The sequence below is a fragment of the Streptomyces sp. NPDC002730 genome, from assembly GCF_042888805.1.
GTDB lineage: Bacteria > Actinomycetota > Actinomycetes > Streptomycetales > Streptomycetaceae > Streptomyces.
Window position 1 is genome coordinate 41,698 of sequence record NZ_JBIAQG010000015.1, and the last position, 16,098, is coordinate 57,795.

Here is a 16,098-nt window from a genome sequence, read left to right on the forward strand (position 1 = left end):
CGGGTGGCGGGGGTCACGGGGCGCTGACGCCCCGGGCTGGGCGAGCGGCTAAGATCGCCGCCAATGCCCGGACGTAGCGCAGAGGCAGGCGCCCCGCCTTGTCAGGGCGGATAAGCCGGTTCGAATCCGGCCGGGACCGCCGCGCGGGACCACCGCACGGGATCGGACCACCGCAGGGAACGACGGGGCGGGACAGCAGATGCAGCACATCAGCGACGAAGAGCTCGCTGCGTTCGACCGCACGGTGAGCAGGCTGCGCGCGCTGCCCGTCGACGACCCGATACGCCTGCGGGCCGAGCAGGTCGCCGCCTCCTTCGCCCGGGACGGCCGGCACCGCAGGCGCAAGTCACGTAACAACGCGCGCGCCGACGCCGACGCGGCCGTCGTGGCCGGCACCGCGACCGGCGCCCTCGCCCGGCGTGAGGACGCGCCGCTGGAGGCCGCCGGGACGACCGGCGGGGTCTTCAACCGTCCGCGGCGCTGCTACGTCTGCAAGTCGTTCTATCGACAGGCCGACTCCTTCTACCACCTGCTCTGTCCCGAGTGCGCCGCCGACAACACCGCGCGGCGGACCATGAGTACCGACCTCTCCGGACGCCGCGCGCTCCTCACCGGTGGCCGCGTGAAGATCGGCTTCCAGCTCGCGCTGATGATGCTGCGCGACGGCGTGGAACTCCTGGTCACCAGCCGTTTCCCGCACGACACCCTGAACCGGTTCCACGCGGCGCCCGGCAGTGAGAAGTGGTTCGACCGGCTCACGGTCATCGCCATCGATCTCCGCGATCCCCGGCAGGTACTGGGCCTGTGCGAGCGGCTGCGCCGGGACGGCGAGCCGTTGGACATCCTCGTCAACAACGCCGCCCAGACGGTCCGCCGCCCGCCCGAGTCATACGCGCTGCTGGCTTCCGGGGAGCGCGCGGCGCTCCCCGGCGGAGTTGTGCGGGCGCCCGGCTACGAGCCGATGCAGGCCGCCGGGGAGGTGTCAGCCGCCCGGGCAGCCCTCGCGCTCGTACTGCCCGAGGCCGACGAGGCAGGGCTGTTGCCCGACACCGCGCCGGCCAACTCATGGTCGGCCCGCATCGGCGAGCTGGATCCCGCCGAGCTGCTGGAGACACAGCTCGTCAACGCGCTGGCCCCCACCCTCCTCGTCGACCGGCTGCTGCCGCTGCTGCTCGCCTCGCCCCACCAGAGCCGCTACATCGTGAATGTGACAGCCGTGGAGGGCCGGTTCGCAGTACGGCGCAAGACGGCCGGGCATCCGCACACCAATATGGCGAAAGCCGCACTCAATATGCTCACCCGCACCAGCGGGCCCGAACTCGCCGCGCAGGGCGTGCACATGTGCAGCGTCGACACGGGCTGGATCACCGACGAGAACCCGGTGCCGAAGAAGTCACGGATCGCCGCCGAAGGATTCCGGACTCCGCTGGACATCGTGGACGGAGCGGCCCGGGTGTACGACCCGATCGTGCGGGGCGAGGCCGGCGCCCCGGTGGCCGGCGTCTTCCTCAAGGACTACCGGGAAGCGGCGTGGTGACGCAGCGGGACGAGCCAAGCGGGACGAGCCAAGTGGGACGAGTCTTTCGCTGGAGTGTCCGAGTCGTTCGCGGGAGTCCGCGACACCGGCGCGTACTCGCCGCCGCCCGGACGGACCGTGCTTGTCTTCAGGGCCGGCCCGCGCCGGTGAGCGGATTGACCTAGGATCTCCGACAAGGGCGGGGTCGTAGCGCAGAGGCAGACGCGCCGGTCTCCAGAACCGGAACACGCTGGTTCAACTCCAGCCGCCCCGCCCCCTCCACCCCTCGTCGTGCTCGGGCGACGGCACACCCGCTGTGACGCGGATCAGCTTGGGCACGGCTCCCGTGAAGGCCCGTCGATCATGGGCCCGATATTCAGTACAGCTCGGTTATTCAGTACGGCTCACCGCTCGGGGACGCCGAGTGGGTCGGCGCGCGGCTCGCGGACCCGGACTCGTTCGTCCGCGGCCAGGCGCTGCGGGTCGCTGCGAGCCTCGGCGTCCCTGACGAAGCCTTTGTGCCGCCGCCCATCTCCGGCAGCACCGGCGGCGCGGATCTCGGCCGACTGGACCACACCCTGCGCCATGGCCAGGAGCACGCCCACGAGAGTCGCCCCGCACTCGCGGTACGCACTGCCGAAGTGCTGGGCGAGCGGCTCTGCGGCCGGGACAGGCCGGGAGGCACCGGGACGCTGCTCGAAGCCGCCCACGGGCTCGCGAGGCCGACGGTCGCACCGAACGGCTCTTCGCCGTGACGGTCACCTCGGTCGGCGGCTCGCGCACGTCCTGGGCCGAGCCGTGGCGGGTGCAGCTGCGGAAGCTGCGTCGCCATGCGGACGCGGACGCGGACGTGCGCGATGCGGCCATGCGCACGGTGACGGCGTACGAATAGCCCGAACGGCCGGGACGGCGCTCGAACGGCCGGGAGGGCGCCCGAACGGAGGGGATGGCCGGGACGGCCGGTCAGCCGGGACGCTCAGACGGCCGGAACGGCGCCCGGACGGTCAGCCCGCCGCCCGCGCCGCCATCCGCGCCTTGCGCGCCGCCAGCTTCTCGTCGAACTTGGTCGCCTCGGAGTTCAGCCCGCCCATGTACAGGCCCAGCTCCTCCTGCGCCTTGAGGCCCTCCGGGCCCAGCCCGTCGATGTCCAGCACCTTCAGGAAGCGCAGCACCGGCTCCAGGACGTCGTCGTGGTGGATCCGCATGTTGTAGATCTCGCCGATCGCCATCTGCGCCGCGGCCCGTTCGAAGCCCGGCATGCCATGTCCCGGCATCCGGAAGTTGACGACGACATCGCGCACGGCCTGCATGGTCAGATCCGGGGCGAGCTCGAAGGCAGCGCCCAGCAGGTTGCGGTAGAAGACCATGTGCAGGTTCTCGTCGGTGGCGATACGCGCCAGCATCCGGTCGCAGACAGGGTCGCCCGACTGGTGGCCGGTGTTGCGGTGCGAGACGCGGGTCGCGAGCTCCTGGAAGGCGACGTACGCCACCGAGTGCAGCATCGAGTGGCGGTTGTCGGACTCGAATCCCTCCGCCATGTGCGCCATCCGGAACTGCTCCAGCTTGTCCGGGTCGACGGCGCGCGAGGTGAGCAGGTAGTCGCGCATCACGATGCCGTGCCGGCCCTCCTCCGCGGTCCAGCGGTGCACCCAGGTGCCCCAGGCGCCGTCGCGGCCGAAGAGCGAGGCGATCTCGTGGTGGTAGCTGGGGAGGTTGTCCTCGGTCAGGAGGTTCACGACCAGCGCGATCTTGCCGATGTCGGTGACCTTGGACTGCTCAGGCTCCCAGGCCTGGCCGTCCTCGAAGTGACCGGGGAAGTTGCGGCCGTCGGTGAACGGGACGTACTCGTGCGGCATCCAGTCCTTGGCGACCTTGAGATGGCGGTTGAGTTCCTTCTCCACCACCTCCTCCAGCGCGAACAGCAGTCGGGCGTCGGTCCACGCTTCCGAACTGCCGAGGTGGGGAGAGGTGATCGTCACGGGTGCTCCTGGGGACGGGAGAGTTACCTACGGATTCGTAGGTTACGAGACCGTAGGTTAAGGCGGCAGTAAGCCTTCGGCCAAGCCCGGTATGAAGATGTCCTATTACGTTCAGTTATGCGTACAGGTCGCGGAGGCGTACGGAGAGGCAAGTCACGCACCCTTCGAGCTTCTCGAACTCGCTGATGTCCACCGTGACCGGCTCGTAGCCGAGGTCCGTGAACAGTTCCGCCGACTTCGGCGCGCTCGCCGCCATCAGCAGCTTTCCGCCGCCGAGCAGCACCACATGCGCACCCGACTCCTCCGGCACCGGGAGATGCCGCGGGAAGACCGTCGGGGTGTCCACCAGCGGCGGGTATCCGATGACGGTGGAGTCCGGCAGCGCGGTCACCGCGGACTTCAGATGCAGCACCTTGCTCACCGGCACGGCCACGACACATGCGCCGAGCGGCTCGAAGGCGGCGCGCAGCTGTTGCACCCCTGCCGCGTTCGTACGCCCGCCGCGGCCCACGTAGATCGTGTCGCCGATCTTCAGGACATCGCCGCCGTCGAGGGTGCCGGGCTCCCAGACCCAGTTCACCGAGCAACCGAGCCGTGCCAGGGTCTCCTCGACGGCCGCCGTCTCCGGCCTGCGGGACTCGGCCCCGGGGCGGGCGATCAGCGCGACATTGCGGTACATGACCACCGTGTCCTCGATGAAGACGCTGTCCGGGCAGTCGTCGGCCGGCTCTGTCTCGACGGTCTCCCAGCCGTGTTCGCGCAGCGTCTCGGCGTATGTCTCCCACTGCTCGAGCGCCAGTGCGGTGTCGACCGTGGTCCGCTCGATATGGGTGACCAGGCCCTCGGCGAGGCGCGGGCTGGGGCGACGGATCAGGGCTTTCCTGCTGGGCACGGGCGCTCTCCAGGTCTGTCCGGGGTCTGGTCGCGCCCATCATGGCCCGCCGTCCCGGGGCGATGGAATCCCCGGTGGGCCGCCCGTGGGAGCGGGCGGTGCCGGCTGCGCCGGGTCTTCGCTGCCGTGCCGCCCGGCTGCGCGCGCACCGGCGATGACGATGTTCTCCGCAGGAGACCTGGCGCCAACCGGGATTCCGGACATTTTCTGTCCGGAATCCCGGCCGGCCGGGGATCCAGGCACATCGCGCTTACGATCCAGGCGCATCACGCTCACATCAGGCGCATCGCGCTCACGTCATCGGAAGCCCCCCGTCCCGTACCTCGTCCGCGGTGATGTCACGGAGCTCACCGTCCAGCAGCAGCCAGCGCGTGATGCCGATCGACTCCAGGAACGGCACATCGTGACTGGCCACGATCAGCGCTCCCTCGTACGACTCCAGCGCCGCCGTCAGCCTCCGTACGCTCGCCATGTCCAGGTTGTTCGTCGGCTCGTCGAGCATCAGCAGCTGCGGCGCCGGCTCGGCGAGCAGCAGCGCGGCGAGCGCCGCACGGAACCGCTCTCCGCCCGAGAGCGTGCCGGCCGGCTGGTCGGCACGCGCGCCCCGGAACAGAAAGCGGGCCAGCCGCGCCCTGATCCGGTTGTTGGTCGCATCGGGCGCGAACCGCGCCACGTTCTCCACCACGCTCAGCCCGTCGTCGAGCACATCGAGCCGCTGCGGCAGAAAGCGGAGCGGGACCTCGGCCACCGCCTCGCCGGCGACCGGCTCCAGCTCGCCGGTGATCGTACGCAGCAGAGTGGTCTTGCCCGCTCCGTTGCGCCCGACGAGCGCGATCCTTTCGGGGCCGCGTACCTCGAACTCTCCTTTCACCTCTGCTCCGTAACGCAACGTCAGTTCGCTCAGTCGCAGCACACCACGGCCCGGATGGACCTTGGTGAACGGCAGCTCGATACGGATCTCGTCGTCGTCGCGGACCGCGTCCACGGCCTCGTCGAGCCGCTCCTTCGCCTCGGCGAGCTTCTCGGTGTGCATGATGCGGTGCTTGCCGGCCGACTCCTGGGCCGCGCGTTTGCGCGCCCCCATGACGATCTTCGGCTCACGCTTGGAGTCCCACATCTTCTGCCCGTACCGCTTACGGCGGGCCAACTTGATGTGAGCGTCGGACAGTTCACGCTTCTGCCGCTGTACGTCGGCCTCGGCAACACGCACCATGCGCTCCGCGGCCTCCTGCTCGACGGCGAGCGCCTCCTCGTACGCCGTGAAGTTTCCGCCGTACCAATTGACCTCCCCGTCGCGCAGATCGGCGATCTGGTCGACCAGTTCCAGGAGTTCACGGTCGTGGCTGACCACGACCATTACTCCGGACCAGGCGGCGACCGCGTCGTACAGCCGCCGACGTGCGTACAGATCGAGGTTGTTGGTCGGCTCGTCGAGCAGCAGGACATCCGGTTCGGCCAGCAGAAGTGCGGCCAGTCGCAGCAGTACGCCCTCGCCGCCCGACACCTCGCCGATGGTGCGGTCGAGTCCGATATGGCCGAGACCGAGCTGGTCGAGGGTGGCGCGCGCCCGCTCCTCGACGTCCCAGTCGTCGCCGACCGCTGTGAAGTTGTCCTCGCTCGGATCACCCGCCTCGATGGCGTGCAGCGCGGCGCGCGTGGTGGCGATGCCCAGCACCTCGTCCACTCGCAGAGCGGTGTCGAGCACCAGGTTCTGCGGTAGCAGGCCGATCTCGCCCGCGGTGCGTACTGCTCCGCCTGACGGCGTGAGTTCACCGGAGATCAGCTTCAACAGCGTTGATTTTCCGGATCCGTTGAGGCCGATGAGGCCGGTCCTGCCCGGGCCGACCGCCAGCTGGAAGTCGTCGAAGACCCCGGTGCCGTCCGGCCAGGCGAAGGTGAGCGAGGAGCAGGTGATGTGGGTGGGAAGAGTAGACATACGGGTCTCCCGGTTGCGTGGAAGTGGCAAGGGCAACGGGCGGAGACACCGGAATACGGGCGACGATCGCCGGGAACACGAGAAAGGTCCCGGTCGGGGAGGACGGCTCGAGCGCCGAGGTCGCACGCGATGCGCGCAGCATGCTTGAAGCAGCTGTACCGCACGGTGTCTCAGGACCTCAGACGAGCAACGTCCTACTCCAATCGACGACAACAGGACCGCTGTACAACGTACGAGGACGCTCGGGCACTGTCAACGAATTATCGTGATCGGGACCTGCACGACCGGCCCCGGGACCGACCGGGACAGCACCGGGACAAGGAGGCTCCGTCCGTGCCCAATGGATCGCTCTCGATCGCCGCCCGGCTCTATCTCCTGTCCTGGGACACCGAGCGGATGACGCCCACCGGCACGTCCTGCCTCGCCCCTCTCGTACGGGCCGGAGCGCTCACCGAGCTGGCCCAGCGCGGCATGCTCGCCGACGCCGACGGCGTTGCCCGGCCCGTCGGCGACAACCTCACCGGTGACCCGGTGCTCGACGAACTGCTGGAACTCGTCGAGGAGTCCAGGCCACGCACCTGGAAGAGGTGGGTGACGCACCACGCCACATACACCCTCGAAGCCGTCCGTAAGCAGCTGGCCGGAGCCGGCTACTTGCGCAGGAGACGCGGGCGGCTGCTCGGCCTCTTCTCCGCCGCGCAGTACGAACTCGACCGTGCTGACGTGGTGAAGTCGCTGCGCGAGGAGACGCGCGCGGTGCTCGGAGGTCCGGTGCCGGTGGCCGAGATCTCCGACCGCGACGCCGCCCTCGTCGCACTCGCGGCCGCGGCAGAAGTGCGCACCCTCGCCACCGCCGATGAGCGCAGGCGTCACAAGGACCGGATCGAGGCGCTGACGGAACGCAGCGGTGCGGCCGCTCCCACGCTGAGGAACGTCATCCTGGAGGTACGGGACGCGGTGATCTTCGAGGTGACGTCGGCGTCCGCAGCGGGCGCCTCCGGCGGCAGCTGACACCTCTGCTCGCCGGCAGGGTGACGCCGGAATCCGGCCGGCCACGGCGCCGGGCGTCAGCAGGCGTCGCGCAGCAGCTCGGCGAGATTGTGGTCGAGGTCCAGATAGAGGTGCTCGCAGCCGGTGGGGACCATGCCCTGGGCGCGCTTGAGGAAGCGGCGCACCTCGCTGGTGCGGATGTGCACCATGGCGATGCCCTCGGGTGCGCGGAACTCCACCACCGTACGGTCGTAGCCGAACGGCCTGACGCGTACGTCGCCGACGCCGGCCGGTCCGTCGACACCCGCCGCGAGCAGGTCGCGCGAGAAGGCCCACGACACCTCGTTGCCCTCCAGCGTCGCCGGCGGCGGGAAGGCCATCTGCACGGCGAAGGGATCCTCGCGGTCGTAACGCAGTGTGGCCGGAACAGACTCCATCTGGGGTGCCGAGGCGACCAGGCGGGCCTGCACGGCCTGCTCGATGACGGTGGACAAGGCCTGCTCCTTCGTGCGCGGCTCGCTGACGTCTCCCTGACACCGGGAGAGACGGCAGAACGAGCGATTGCGTGCATTGGAAGGGAACGTGACCTCCGTCACCGCGTCCCCCTCGCCGCGTCACGTCGTCACCGTTCGGCGCAGGGCCCCGCATGGTCGCAGTACGGCTGATTGCCGCTCGCGCCGCAGCCGCAGAGCATCACTCGCGTTTCGTGACGGTCCCGTACGCCGTGCGGATGTCGAGATCGCCGCGTATCACCAGCTGACCGGCGAGGGAGCGGCTCACGGTGGTCGGCCGGTCCGGCTCCTCGGCCGAGCCGTCGGCGAGCCGGTACTGCAGGGCGCCGGACGGACAGCGTCGTACGACCTCGGCGACCCGGTCGGCGGCGGCGCCGTCGGGCTGCACCCAGGGTCGGCTGTCCAGGTCGAAGACGTGCGGGAGACCGCGTACGCACTCGGCCGCGTGCAGACAGCGCCGTGACTCGAAGGTGACGGTGACCTCCCGGCCCTCGTACTCCTTGGGCTGGGACATGAGTTCAGCCCAGGAACCCGCGCCGTCGGCCGCACCCTGGACGGGGTACGGCCCGTGGGCTAGCTTCCAGCGCCATGACGTCCATGGGGAAGACGAGACGAACGGTGTCGGTGGGACTGTGTGCGGCGGCGGTGGCCGCGGCCCTGGCCGCACCGGCGCAGGCAGCCCAGCCATCGGGCAGTGCTACGGCAGAAGGTACAGACGGCAGGGGGCCGAGCTGGAGCCTCAAGGACACCGGTACGAATGTACGGTTCCGGGGCCTCGCGGCCGTCAGCCGGAAGGCCGCTTGGGTCGCCGGATCGAAGGGCACCGTGCTGCGTACCGCGGACGGCGGCCGCAGCTGGCAGAACGTCTCCCCGCCCGGGGCGGGCGAGCTGGAGTTCCGCGACATCGAGGCCTTCGACGGCCGTCGCGCGGTGGTGCTGGCCATCGGCGAGGGCGAGGCGTCCCGGGTCTTCCGTACCGAGGACGGCGGATCGAGCTGGACCGAGTCCTTCCGCAACACCGATGCGAAGGCCTTCTACGACTGCGTCACCTTCTTCGACAGCCGGCACGGCCTCGCCATGAGCGACCCGGTGGATGGCAAGTACCGCATCCTGTCGACCGGCGACGGCGGCAGGTCCTGGAAGGTGCTGCCGAACACCGGGATGCCGGCGGCGCTGCCGGGCGAGGCGGCCTTCGCCGCCGGCGGCCAGTGCCTGGTCAGTTCGGGGAGCAAGGACGTGTGGCTGGCGACCGGCGGTGGCGCCACGGCGCGTGTACTGCACTCCGCCGACCGCGGTCTGAACTGGACCGTCGCCGAATCGACCATCCCCGCCGGGGATCCGGCGCGTGGAGTCTTCGCACTCGCCTTCCGTGACCGCACCCACGGCATCGCGGTCGGCGGCGACTACCGCGCCGACCAGGCATCCCCGAGCGCCGGCGCGGTCAGCCGGGACGGCGGGCGCAGCTGGCAGCAGTCCAAGACACCGCCGCCGGCCTACCGTTCGGGCATTGCCTGGCTGCCGCACAGCCGGTCGGCGGCGCTCGCCGTCGGCCCGACCGGCACGGATCTGACGGTGGACGGCGGCCGCAGCTGGCGCACCGTCGACACCGGTTCGTACGACACGGTCGACTGCACACCCGACCTCGGCTGCTGGGCCTCGGGCGAGAAGGGCCGGGTCGCGCGGCTGGAGTTCTAGCCGAACCGTCGCACCGCGGTCCTACGAGGGCAGCTGCTGACGGTACGGGGCGAGTTCGGGCGCGGTCTTGGTCGCGATGAACTCCGTGATCCGGTACGCGCACACGCCGCCGACCGTGAAGGGGTCGGCCGCCGCGATCGTCTCGATCCGCGCGCGGTCGTCCCCGACGGCCAGGATCACGCCGCCGTCGCGCGGGTTCTTGCGGCCCGAGGCGATGAACACGCCCTCGTCATACATCGCGTCCAGCCACTCCACATGTGCCTCGAGCAGCTCGTCGACACGCTCGACGGGTGCGGTGTAGGTCAATTCCAGTACGAACATGATCGCCAGGCTACGCCAGGCGGGAATCGCGATCAGGCCCTGGTGCCGGACCGACCGGGCCGTAGGCTGGGCGGCACCATGAAGATCATCGAGACGCCCCCCGCCTGGCCCGCCGACGAGACCGCGGCCCTGGCCGTCCAGGACGAACTGCGCACGCGGGTCGTTCTGGACGAGTCGGGGCCGCCGGTTGCCACCGGCCTGGTGACGGGTGTCGATGTGGCGTACGACGACGAGCACGATGTCGTCGCGGCGGCGGCCGTCGTCCTGGACTCCGCGACGCTCACCGTCGTCGAGGAGGCCACGGCGGTCGGCCGGGTCGCCTTCCCGTACGTCCCGGGTCTCCTCGCCTTCCGGGAGATCCCGACCGTGCTGGCCGCCCTGGAATCCCTCACGACAGACCCCGGTCTGGTCGTCTGCGACGGCTATGGCCTGGCCCACCCCCGCCGCTTCGGACTCGCCTCCCACCTCGGCGTACTGACCGGGCTGCCGGTGATCGGCGTCGCCAAGAACCCCTTCGTCTTCAGTTACGGCGAACTCGGTCCGCGCCGCGGAGACTTCGCCCCGCTGCTCGCCGACGACGGCGAGGAGGTCGGCCGGGCCCTGCGCACCCAGGACGGAGTCAAGCCGGTCTTCGTCTCCGTCGGCCACCGCACGACACTCGACAACGCCTGTGCCCACACCCTCCACCTCGCGTCCCGCTACCGGCTCCCCGAGAGCACGCGCCGGGCCGACCGGCTCTGTCGGCGCGCACTGGAGGAAGCCACTCAGGTATCCGGGCCGGAGAACTGAGTCGGGGAACTGAGTCGGGGAACTGAGTCGGGGAACCGAGTCGGGGAACTGAGTATCTGAGCGGATGTCATGAGCCGACCCTGATCGGCATGCTCCCTCGCATGACGACACAGACGACGCACAGCGCCACCGAGACCACCACCCACCCCGTTGAGCGCACCCTGACGGCCGTGCTCATCCTGTCCGCGCTGGCGGGCTTCGGCTGGGTGGGGGCGATGGTCTACACGGCACTGTCCGGCTGACGGCCTGCCCGGCTGACCGGCCGGCCGTGTTGGCGGCCGGCACCTGACCTCAGCGTGTGGCAGCCACCCGGAAGGTGATCCCGGCTGTCTGCAGTCGCTCCAGCAGCGCATCACCCATCGCTACGGCGGTCGTGACCTGGCCCGATGTCTTCGGTAGCGCGTCGAAGGCAAGGCAGAGCGCCGACTCGGCGAGCATCTTCGCCGTCTCGTCGTAGCCCGGGTCACCACCCGAGACCTCGGTGAAGACCCGGCGGCCGCCGCCCTCGCCCACAAAGCGCACAGAGAACCAGCTCTTCGCCCGGCGCCCTTCGTCAGGCCCCTCACCCGGCTTGAGGCGGTCCGACAACCAGCGCCGGGCGGGCGGCAGTTGCGCCAGACCGTAGAGCGCGCCCAAAGCCGTCACACCGCCCGCCGCCATCGGAAGCGTCCGGACGGCCGCATAGTGCCGGTAGCGGAAGTCCGGGCCGTAGCGGGGCAGCGCGGCCGCCGATCGCGCCACGATCTGCGGGTCGATCGTGGGCAGCGGCAGGGCCCAGGTGCCGGTCTCCCGGCTGAACCGCGGCCCGGCCAGCGGAGCCCGCGCCCGGCGTCCCATCAGCCGCGGCTCGTGCAGCCGCCGTTCGTGCGCAGCCTGCAGCATTTGCCGTCCTCGGCTCATCGCGGTGAGCGCCGAGGCGAACGTACCGCCGGAGAACGTGGCGTTGGAGCGTACAAAGCCGTCGACGCGCAGCGGCACGTCCTGCGGAAGGTGCTGCACGGTGAAGTACGCGCCGAGGTCGTGCGGAATCGAGTCGAAGCCACAGGCGTGGACGATCCGCGCCCCCGTCTCCCGGGCCCGCGCGTCATGGCGTACGTACATCAGATCCACGAACTCGGGCTCGCCGGTCAGGTCGGCGTAGTCGGTTCCGGCCTCCGCGCAGGCGGAGACCAGCGCCTCCCCGTACCAGAGATACGGGCCGACGGTCGTCGCCACCACATGGGTGGACTCGGCGAGTTCGCGCAGCGCGTCGGGGTCGTCCGCGTCCGTCTCGATCAGCGGCAGCTCGGCGCAGCCGGGATTTACCGCGGCAAGGCGCTTGCGCAGCTGCTCCAGCTTCTGACGGCTGCGGCCCGCGACGGCCCAGCGGCAATCGTCCGGCGCGTGCGCCGCGAGGTACTCCGCGGTGAGCACACCGACGAATCCCGTGGCTCCAAAGAGCACGATGTCGTACGGGCGCTGTGCGCGATCGGTACCGTTCTGCCTGTTCAATGGCCCCTCCGCCGTTGCCCCCGCGGTCCTGTCGGTGGCTGAGGCTAGCGTGCGAACGGGCTTGGCAGTAGATGCGTTTCCCATCAGTAACATGCCGGGTCCCCGGGGCCGGATCCAGCGTGAGGACATGCCCACCCGGCGTCGCGGTGCAGTGCGGTCATCAACGCGTTGGCCGCTCGGCGAAGGCCGAGCGTGCGATGACGATCCGAGCCCACCTCCTATATTGGCCGTAAACACACGGTTTGGGCGGGAATTCCCAGAGTCGGTGGCGGCCGGTTCTAAGCGCTTGCTCGGCCCAGGCCCTTGTGTGGAGTGGAACGCGTTCTTACCATCTCTGGTGTTACATCAGTTGTGTCACAGTGCTGGGGGCTCAATGGCGGCGACAGGAAACGGCCCGCTGGCCGGGGTGCGTGTGGTCGAGCTGGCGGGCATCGGGCCCGGCCCGTTCGCCGCCATGGTGCTGGCCGACCTCGGCGCCGATGTCGTACGGGTCGACCGGCCCGGCGGCGCGGGGCTGAACATCGATCCGGCCTACGACCTCACCAACCGCAACAAGCGCTCGGTGCTCATCGACCTCAAGGCCGAGGGCGGCCCCGACCAGGTCCTCGACCTGGTCGAACGCGCCGACGTACTCATCGAGGGATACCGGCCGGGTGTCGCCGAGCGCCTCGGGGTCGGTCCGCAGGAGTGCCTCGCACGCAATCCGCAGCTCGTGTACGGACGGATGACCGGCTGGGGCCAGGAAGGCCCGCTCGCCCAGCGCGCCGGACACGACATCGCGTACATCGCCATCACCGGCACCCTCGGCATGATCGGCAAGGCCGGCGAGCCGCCCGCCGTCCCGGCCAACCTCGTCGGCGACTACGCGGGCGGCTCGCTCTATCTGGTCATCGGGGTGCTCGCCGCGCTGCAGCACGCCCGCACCGAGGGCGGCGCCGGCCAGATCGTCGACGCGGCCATCGTCGACGGAGCCGCCCATCTGGCCACGATGATCCACGGAATGATGGCGGCCGGCGGCTGGCAGGACCGGCGCGGGGCGAATCTGCTCGACGGCGGCTGCCCGTTCTACGGCAACTACGAGACCGCCGACGGCGAGTACATGGCGGTCGGGGCCCTGGAGCAGCAGTTCTACAACGAGTTCATCGAGCTGCTCGGCATCAAGGACGAGGTCCCGGCCCGTAAGGACTTCGCCCGCTGGGGCGAGCTGCGCGGCGCTGTGGCCGCCCGCTTCAGGACGAAGACCCGCGACGAGTGGACCGCCGTCTTCGAGGGTTCGGACGCCTGCGTGGCGCCGGTGCTCTCGCTCGGAGAGGCTCCCTCGCATCCGCATCTCGCGGCCCGCGGAACCTTCGTCGAGCACAGCGGACTCACCCAGCCCGCACCCGCGCCCCGCTTCTCCGCCACGCCCGGCGCCGTGGTGCGTCCGCCCGCCCAGCCCGGCGCGGACACCGCGGAGGTCGCTCTCGACTGGGACATTCCCGGCCTTGCCGGCACCGCAAAGGAGGACGACCGTTGAAGCGCCAGATCTTCGCCGACGAGCACGACGCGTTCCGTGAGACCGTACGAACCTTCCTCGCCAAGGAGGTCCTGCCGCACTACGAGCAGTGGGAGAAGGACGGCATCGTCAGCCGGGAGGCCTGGCTCGCCGCGGGCCGGCAGGGGCTGCTCGGCTTCGCCGTGCCGGAGGAGTACGGAGGCGGCGGGAACACCGACTTCCGCTACAGCGCCGTCCTCGCCGAGGAGTTCACCAGGGCGGGCGCCGCCGGGCTCGCGCTCGGACTGCACAACGACATCATCGGCCCGTACCTGACCGGCCTGGCGACCGAGGAGCAGAAGCGGCGCTGGCTGCCCGGCTTCTGCAGCGGCGAGATCATCACCGCCATAGCGATGACCGAGCCGGGCGCCGGCTCCGACCTCCAGGGCATCCGTACCACTGCCGAGGACCGCGGCGATCACTGGATCCTCAACGGCTCCAAGACCTTCATCTCCAACGGCATCCTCGCCGACCTGGTGGTCGTCGTCGCCAGGACGACGCCCGAAGGCGGCGCCAAAGGGCTGTCGCTGCTCGTCGTCGAGCGCGGCACCGAGGGCTTCGAGCGCGGCCGTAATCTCGACAAGATCGGCCAGAAGTCCCAGGACACGGCAGAGCTGTTCTTCAACGACGTACGCGTCCCCAAGGAGAACCTGCTCGGTGAACTGAACGGCGCCTTCATCCATCTGATGACCAATCTCGCGCAGGAGCGGATGGGCATCGCCGTCGCCGGAATCGCCGGCGCCGAATATCTGCTGGAGATCACCACCCAGTACGTCAAGGAGCGTGAGGCCTTCGGGCGGCCGCTCTCCAAGCTCCAGCACATCCGCTTCGAAATCGCCGAGATGGCCACCGAGTGCGCCGTCACCCGTACCTTCCTCGACCGCTGCATCGTCGATCACTCGAACGGGGAACTCGACGCGGTCCATGCATCGATGGCCAAATGGTGGGCCACCGAACTCCAGAAGCGGGTCGCCGACCGTTGCCTCCAACTGCACGGCGGCTACGGCTATATGACTGAATACCGCGTCGCGAAGGCCTTCACGGACGGCCGTATCCAGACTATCTACGGCGGTACGACCGAGATTATGAAGGAAATCATCGGCCGCTCGATCCTCGGCTGACCTCCCGGACTCGCCCGACCCTCATTGCGTAACCCTCGAAACGCAACCGCATGACATAACCCTCGAAAGGCTGCAGTCTTGAGTACCGAAGCGTATGTGTACGACGCGATCCGCACTCCGCGCGGGCGCGGCAAGGCCAATGGCGCCCTGCACGGCACCAAGCCGATCGACCTCGTCGTCGGTCTGATCCACGAACTCCGCAGCCGTTTCCCCGGTCTCGACCCGGCGGCGATCGACGACATCGTGCTCGGTGTGGTCGGTCCGGTCGGCGACCAGGGTTCCGACATCGCCCGCATCTCGGCGATCGCCGCCGGACTGCCCGACACCGTCGCCGGCGTCCAGGAGAACCGCTTCTGTGCCTCGGGCCTCGAAGCCGTCAACATGGCGGCGATGAAGGTCCGTTCGGGCTGGGAGGACCTGGTGCTGGCCGGCGGTGTCGAGTCGATGTCGCGGGTGCCGATGGCCTCCGACGGCGGCGCCTGGTTCGCCGACCCGATGACCAACTTCGACACCGGTTTCGTACCGCAGGGCATCGGCGCCGACCTCATCGCCACCATCGAGGGCTTCTCCCGCCGCGATGTCGACGAGTACGCGGCGCTGTCCCAGGAGCGGGCCGCGGCGGCCTGGAAGGACGGCCGCTTCGAGCGCTCCGTCGTACCGGTCCTGGACCGCAACGGCCTGGTCGTCCTCGACCACGACGAGCACATGCGCCCGGGCACCACCGCGGACTCCCTCGCAGCGCTCAAGCCCTCCTTCGCCGGCATCGGCGACATGGGCGGCTTCGACGCCGTGGCGCTGCAGAAGTACCACTGGGTGGAGAAGATCGACCACGTCCACCACGCGGGCAACTCCTCCGGCATCGTCGACGGCGCCGCGCTCGTCGCGATCGGCACGAAGGAGGTCGGCGAGCGGTACGGACTCACGCCGCGCGCCCGGATCGTCTCGGCCGCGGTCTCCGGATCCGAGCCGACCATCATGCTCACCGGCCCCGCGCCCGCCACCCGCAAGGCGCTCGCCAAGGCCGGACTGACGATGGACGACATCGACCTGGTCGAGATCAACGAGGCGTTCGCCGGTGTCGTACTGCGCTTCGCCCGCGATCTCGACATCCCGCTGGAGAAGATCAACGTCAACGGCGGCGCGATCGCGCTGGGCCATCCGCTCGGTGCGACGGGCGCGATGATCCTCGGCACGGTCATGGACGAACTGGAGCGCCAGGACAAGCGGTACGGCCTCGTCACGCTCTGCGTGGGCGGCGGCATGGGCATCGCCACGGTGATCGAGCGCGTGTAGCGGTGCGGCGGCGCGCCCCCGGGCCGGCA

The 16,098-nt window shown here is 69.9% G+C and carries 16 protein-coding genes, 1 tRNA gene and 1 pseudogene; 10 read left to right on the forward strand and 8 right to left on the reverse strand.

The window, feature by feature from the left end; all coding sequences use genetic code 11:
- Window positions 1-199: 199 nt before the first annotated feature.
- On the forward strand, window positions 200-1,537 hold the full coding sequence (locus tag ACFYXH_RS33120; protein WP_389570909.1) for an SDR family NAD(P)-dependent oxidoreductase: 1,338 nt from the start codon (window positions 200-202) through the stop codon (window positions 1,535-1,537).
- A gap of 178 nt (window positions 1,538-1,715) precedes the next feature.
- A tRNA-Trp gene (locus ACFYXH_RS33125) sits at window positions 1,716-1,791 on the forward strand.
- A gap of 129 nt (window positions 1,792-1,920) precedes the next feature.
- On the opposite strand, the gene ACFYXH_RS33130 is transcribed toward ACFYXH_RS33125, so the two are convergent.
- Entirely contained in the window at window positions 1,921-2,226 is a 306-nt protein-coding gene (locus ACFYXH_RS33130) for a hypothetical protein (protein WP_389570912.1), read from the reverse strand.
- A gap of 41 nt (window positions 2,227-2,267) precedes the next feature.
- On the opposite strand from ACFYXH_RS33130, the gene ACFYXH_RS33135 reads away from it, so the two are divergent.
- Window positions 2,268-2,408, forward strand: coding sequence for a hypothetical protein (locus ACFYXH_RS33135; RefSeq protein WP_389570915.1), 141 nt, complete (start codon window positions 2,268-2,270; stop codon window positions 2,406-2,408).
- Window positions 2,409-2,520: 112 nt separating this feature from the next.
- Here the strand turns inward: ACFYXH_RS33135 and ACFYXH_RS33140 are convergent, their stop codons facing one another.
- The 3 genes from ACFYXH_RS33140 to ACFYXH_RS33150 all read right to left on the reverse strand — a co-directional run bounded on the left by ACFYXH_RS33140 (window position 2,521) and on the right by ACFYXH_RS33150 (window position 6,323).
- On the reverse strand, window positions 2,521-3,495 hold the full coding sequence (locus ACFYXH_RS33140; RefSeq protein ID WP_389570917.1) for an acyl-ACP desaturase: 975 nt from the start codon (window positions 3,493-3,495) through the stop codon (window positions 2,521-2,523).
- 115 nt (window positions 3,496-3,610) lie between these two features.
- Complete coding sequence (ddaH, locus tag ACFYXH_RS33145) at window positions 3,611-4,387, reverse strand: dimethylargininase (RefSeq protein WP_389570919.1); 777 nt, start codon at window positions 4,385-4,387, stop codon at window positions 3,611-3,613.
- A 292-nt stretch (window positions 4,388-4,679) separates the two neighbouring features.
- Complete coding sequence (locus ACFYXH_RS33150; protein WP_389570921.1) at window positions 4,680-6,323, reverse strand: ABC-F family ATP-binding cassette domain-containing protein; 1,644 nt, start codon at window positions 6,321-6,323, stop codon at window positions 4,680-4,682.
- A gap of 333 nt (window positions 6,324-6,656) precedes the next feature.
- Here ACFYXH_RS33150 and ACFYXH_RS33155 point away from each other — a divergent pair, with 333 nt between their 5' ends.
- Entirely contained in the window at window positions 6,657-7,334 is a 678-nt protein-coding gene (locus ACFYXH_RS33155; RefSeq protein WP_389570923.1) for a GPP34 family phosphoprotein, read from the forward strand.
- A 56-nt stretch (window positions 7,335-7,390) separates the two neighbouring features.
- Here the strand turns inward: ACFYXH_RS33155 and ACFYXH_RS33160 are convergent, their stop codons facing one another.
- Window positions 7,391-7,807: an SsgA family sporulation/cell division regulator gene (locus ACFYXH_RS33160; protein ID WP_327327241.1), complete on the reverse strand. Its 417-nt coding sequence runs from the start codon at window positions 7,805-7,807 to the stop codon at window positions 7,391-7,393.
- A gap of 128 nt (window positions 7,808-7,935) precedes the next feature.
- Window positions 7,936-8,339, reverse strand: a pseudogene (locus tag ACFYXH_RS33165) ((4Fe-4S)-binding protein).
- A gap of 74 nt (window positions 8,340-8,413) precedes the next feature.
- Here ACFYXH_RS33165 and ACFYXH_RS33170 point away from each other — a divergent pair.
- The gene (locus ACFYXH_RS33170; protein ID WP_389570926.1) at window positions 8,414-9,520 is read left to right on the forward strand and encodes a WD40/YVTN/BNR-like repeat-containing protein; all 1,107 of its coding nucleotides are present in this window, start codon (window positions 8,414-8,416) and stop codon (window positions 9,518-9,520) included.
- Window positions 9,521-9,541: 21 nt separating this feature from the next.
- On the opposite strand, the gene ACFYXH_RS33175 is transcribed toward ACFYXH_RS33170, so the two are convergent.
- Entirely contained in the window at window positions 9,542-9,841 is a 300-nt protein-coding gene (locus tag ACFYXH_RS33175) for a YciI family protein (RefSeq protein ID WP_389570929.1), read from the reverse strand.
- 78 nt (window positions 9,842-9,919) lie between these two features.
- Between ACFYXH_RS33175 and ACFYXH_RS33180 the strand changes: the two genes are divergently transcribed.
- Together ACFYXH_RS33180 and mmpA are read left to right on the forward strand one after the other, a co-directional pair.
- Entirely contained in the window at window positions 9,920-10,630 is a 711-nt protein-coding gene (locus ACFYXH_RS33180; RefSeq protein ID WP_389570932.1) for an endonuclease V, read from the forward strand.
- 101 nt (window positions 10,631-10,731) lie between these two features.
- Entirely contained in the window at window positions 10,732-10,872 is a 141-nt protein-coding gene (mmpA, locus tag ACFYXH_RS33185) for a morphogenic membrane protein MmpA (RefSeq protein ID WP_327327246.1), read from the forward strand.
- Between the two features lie 49 nt (window positions 10,873-10,921).
- On the opposite strand, the gene ACFYXH_RS33190 is transcribed toward mmpA, so the two are convergent.
- Window positions 10,922-12,121 carry a saccharopine dehydrogenase family protein gene (locus ACFYXH_RS33190; protein ID WP_389570935.1) on the reverse strand — a complete coding sequence of 400 codons (1,200 nt, stop codon included), beginning with the start codon at window positions 12,119-12,121 and terminating at the stop codon, window positions 10,922-10,924.
- A gap of 373 nt (window positions 12,122-12,494) precedes the next feature.
- Between ACFYXH_RS33190 and ACFYXH_RS33195 the strand changes: the two genes are divergently transcribed.
- The 3 genes from ACFYXH_RS33195 to ACFYXH_RS33205 all read left to right on the forward strand — a co-directional run bounded on the left by ACFYXH_RS33195 (window position 12,495) and on the right by ACFYXH_RS33205 (window position 16,069).
- Window positions 12,495-13,637, forward strand: a complete 1,143-nt coding sequence (locus ACFYXH_RS33195) for a CaiB/BaiF CoA transferase family protein (protein ID WP_389570938.1) — start codon at window positions 12,495-12,497, stop codon at window positions 13,635-13,637.
- Window positions 13,634-14,776 carry an acyl-CoA dehydrogenase family protein gene (locus ACFYXH_RS33200; protein WP_389570941.1) on the forward strand — a complete coding sequence of 381 codons (1,143 nt, stop codon included), beginning with the start codon at window positions 13,634-13,636 and terminating at the stop codon, window positions 14,774-14,776. The genes ACFYXH_RS33195 and ACFYXH_RS33200 overlap by 4 nt, the downstream gene beginning before the upstream one ends.
- Before the next feature lie 78 nt (window positions 14,777-14,854).
- Window positions 14,855-16,069, forward strand: coding sequence for an acetyl-CoA C-acetyltransferase (locus tag ACFYXH_RS33205; RefSeq protein WP_389570943.1), 1,215 nt, complete (start codon window positions 14,855-14,857; stop codon window positions 16,067-16,069).
- The last annotated feature ends 29 nt before the right edge of the window (window positions 16,070-16,098 follow it).

What these genes read in the sequence shown, in the direction of transcription:
- ACFYXH_RS33120 (WP_389570909.1), top strand. Translation starts at nt 200, where the DNA reads ATGCAGCACATCAGCGACGAAGAGCTCGCTGCGTTCGACCGCACGGTG.
- ACFYXH_RS33150 (WP_389570921.1), bottom strand. Translation starts at nt 6,323, where the DNA reads ATGTCTACTCTTCCCACCCACATCACCTGCTCCTCGCTCACCTTCGCC.
- ACFYXH_RS33170 (WP_389570926.1), top strand. Translation starts at nt 8,414, where the DNA reads ATGACGTCCATGGGGAAGACGAGACGAACGGTGTCGGTGGGACTGTGT.
- ACFYXH_RS33175 (WP_389570929.1), bottom strand. Translation starts at nt 9,841, where the DNA reads ATGTTCGTACTGGAATTGACCTACACCGCACCCGTCGAGCGTGTCGAC.
- ACFYXH_RS33180 (WP_389570932.1), top strand. Translation starts at nt 9,920, where the DNA reads ATGAAGATCATCGAGACGCCCCCCGCCTGGCCCGCCGACGAGACCGCG.
- mmpA (WP_327327246.1), top strand. Translation starts at nt 10,732, where the DNA reads ATGACGACACAGACGACGCACAGCGCCACCGAGACCACCACCCACCCC.
- ACFYXH_RS33195 (WP_389570938.1), top strand. Translation starts at nt 12,495, where the DNA reads ATGGCGGCGACAGGAAACGGCCCGCTGGCCGGGGTGCGTGTGGTCGAG.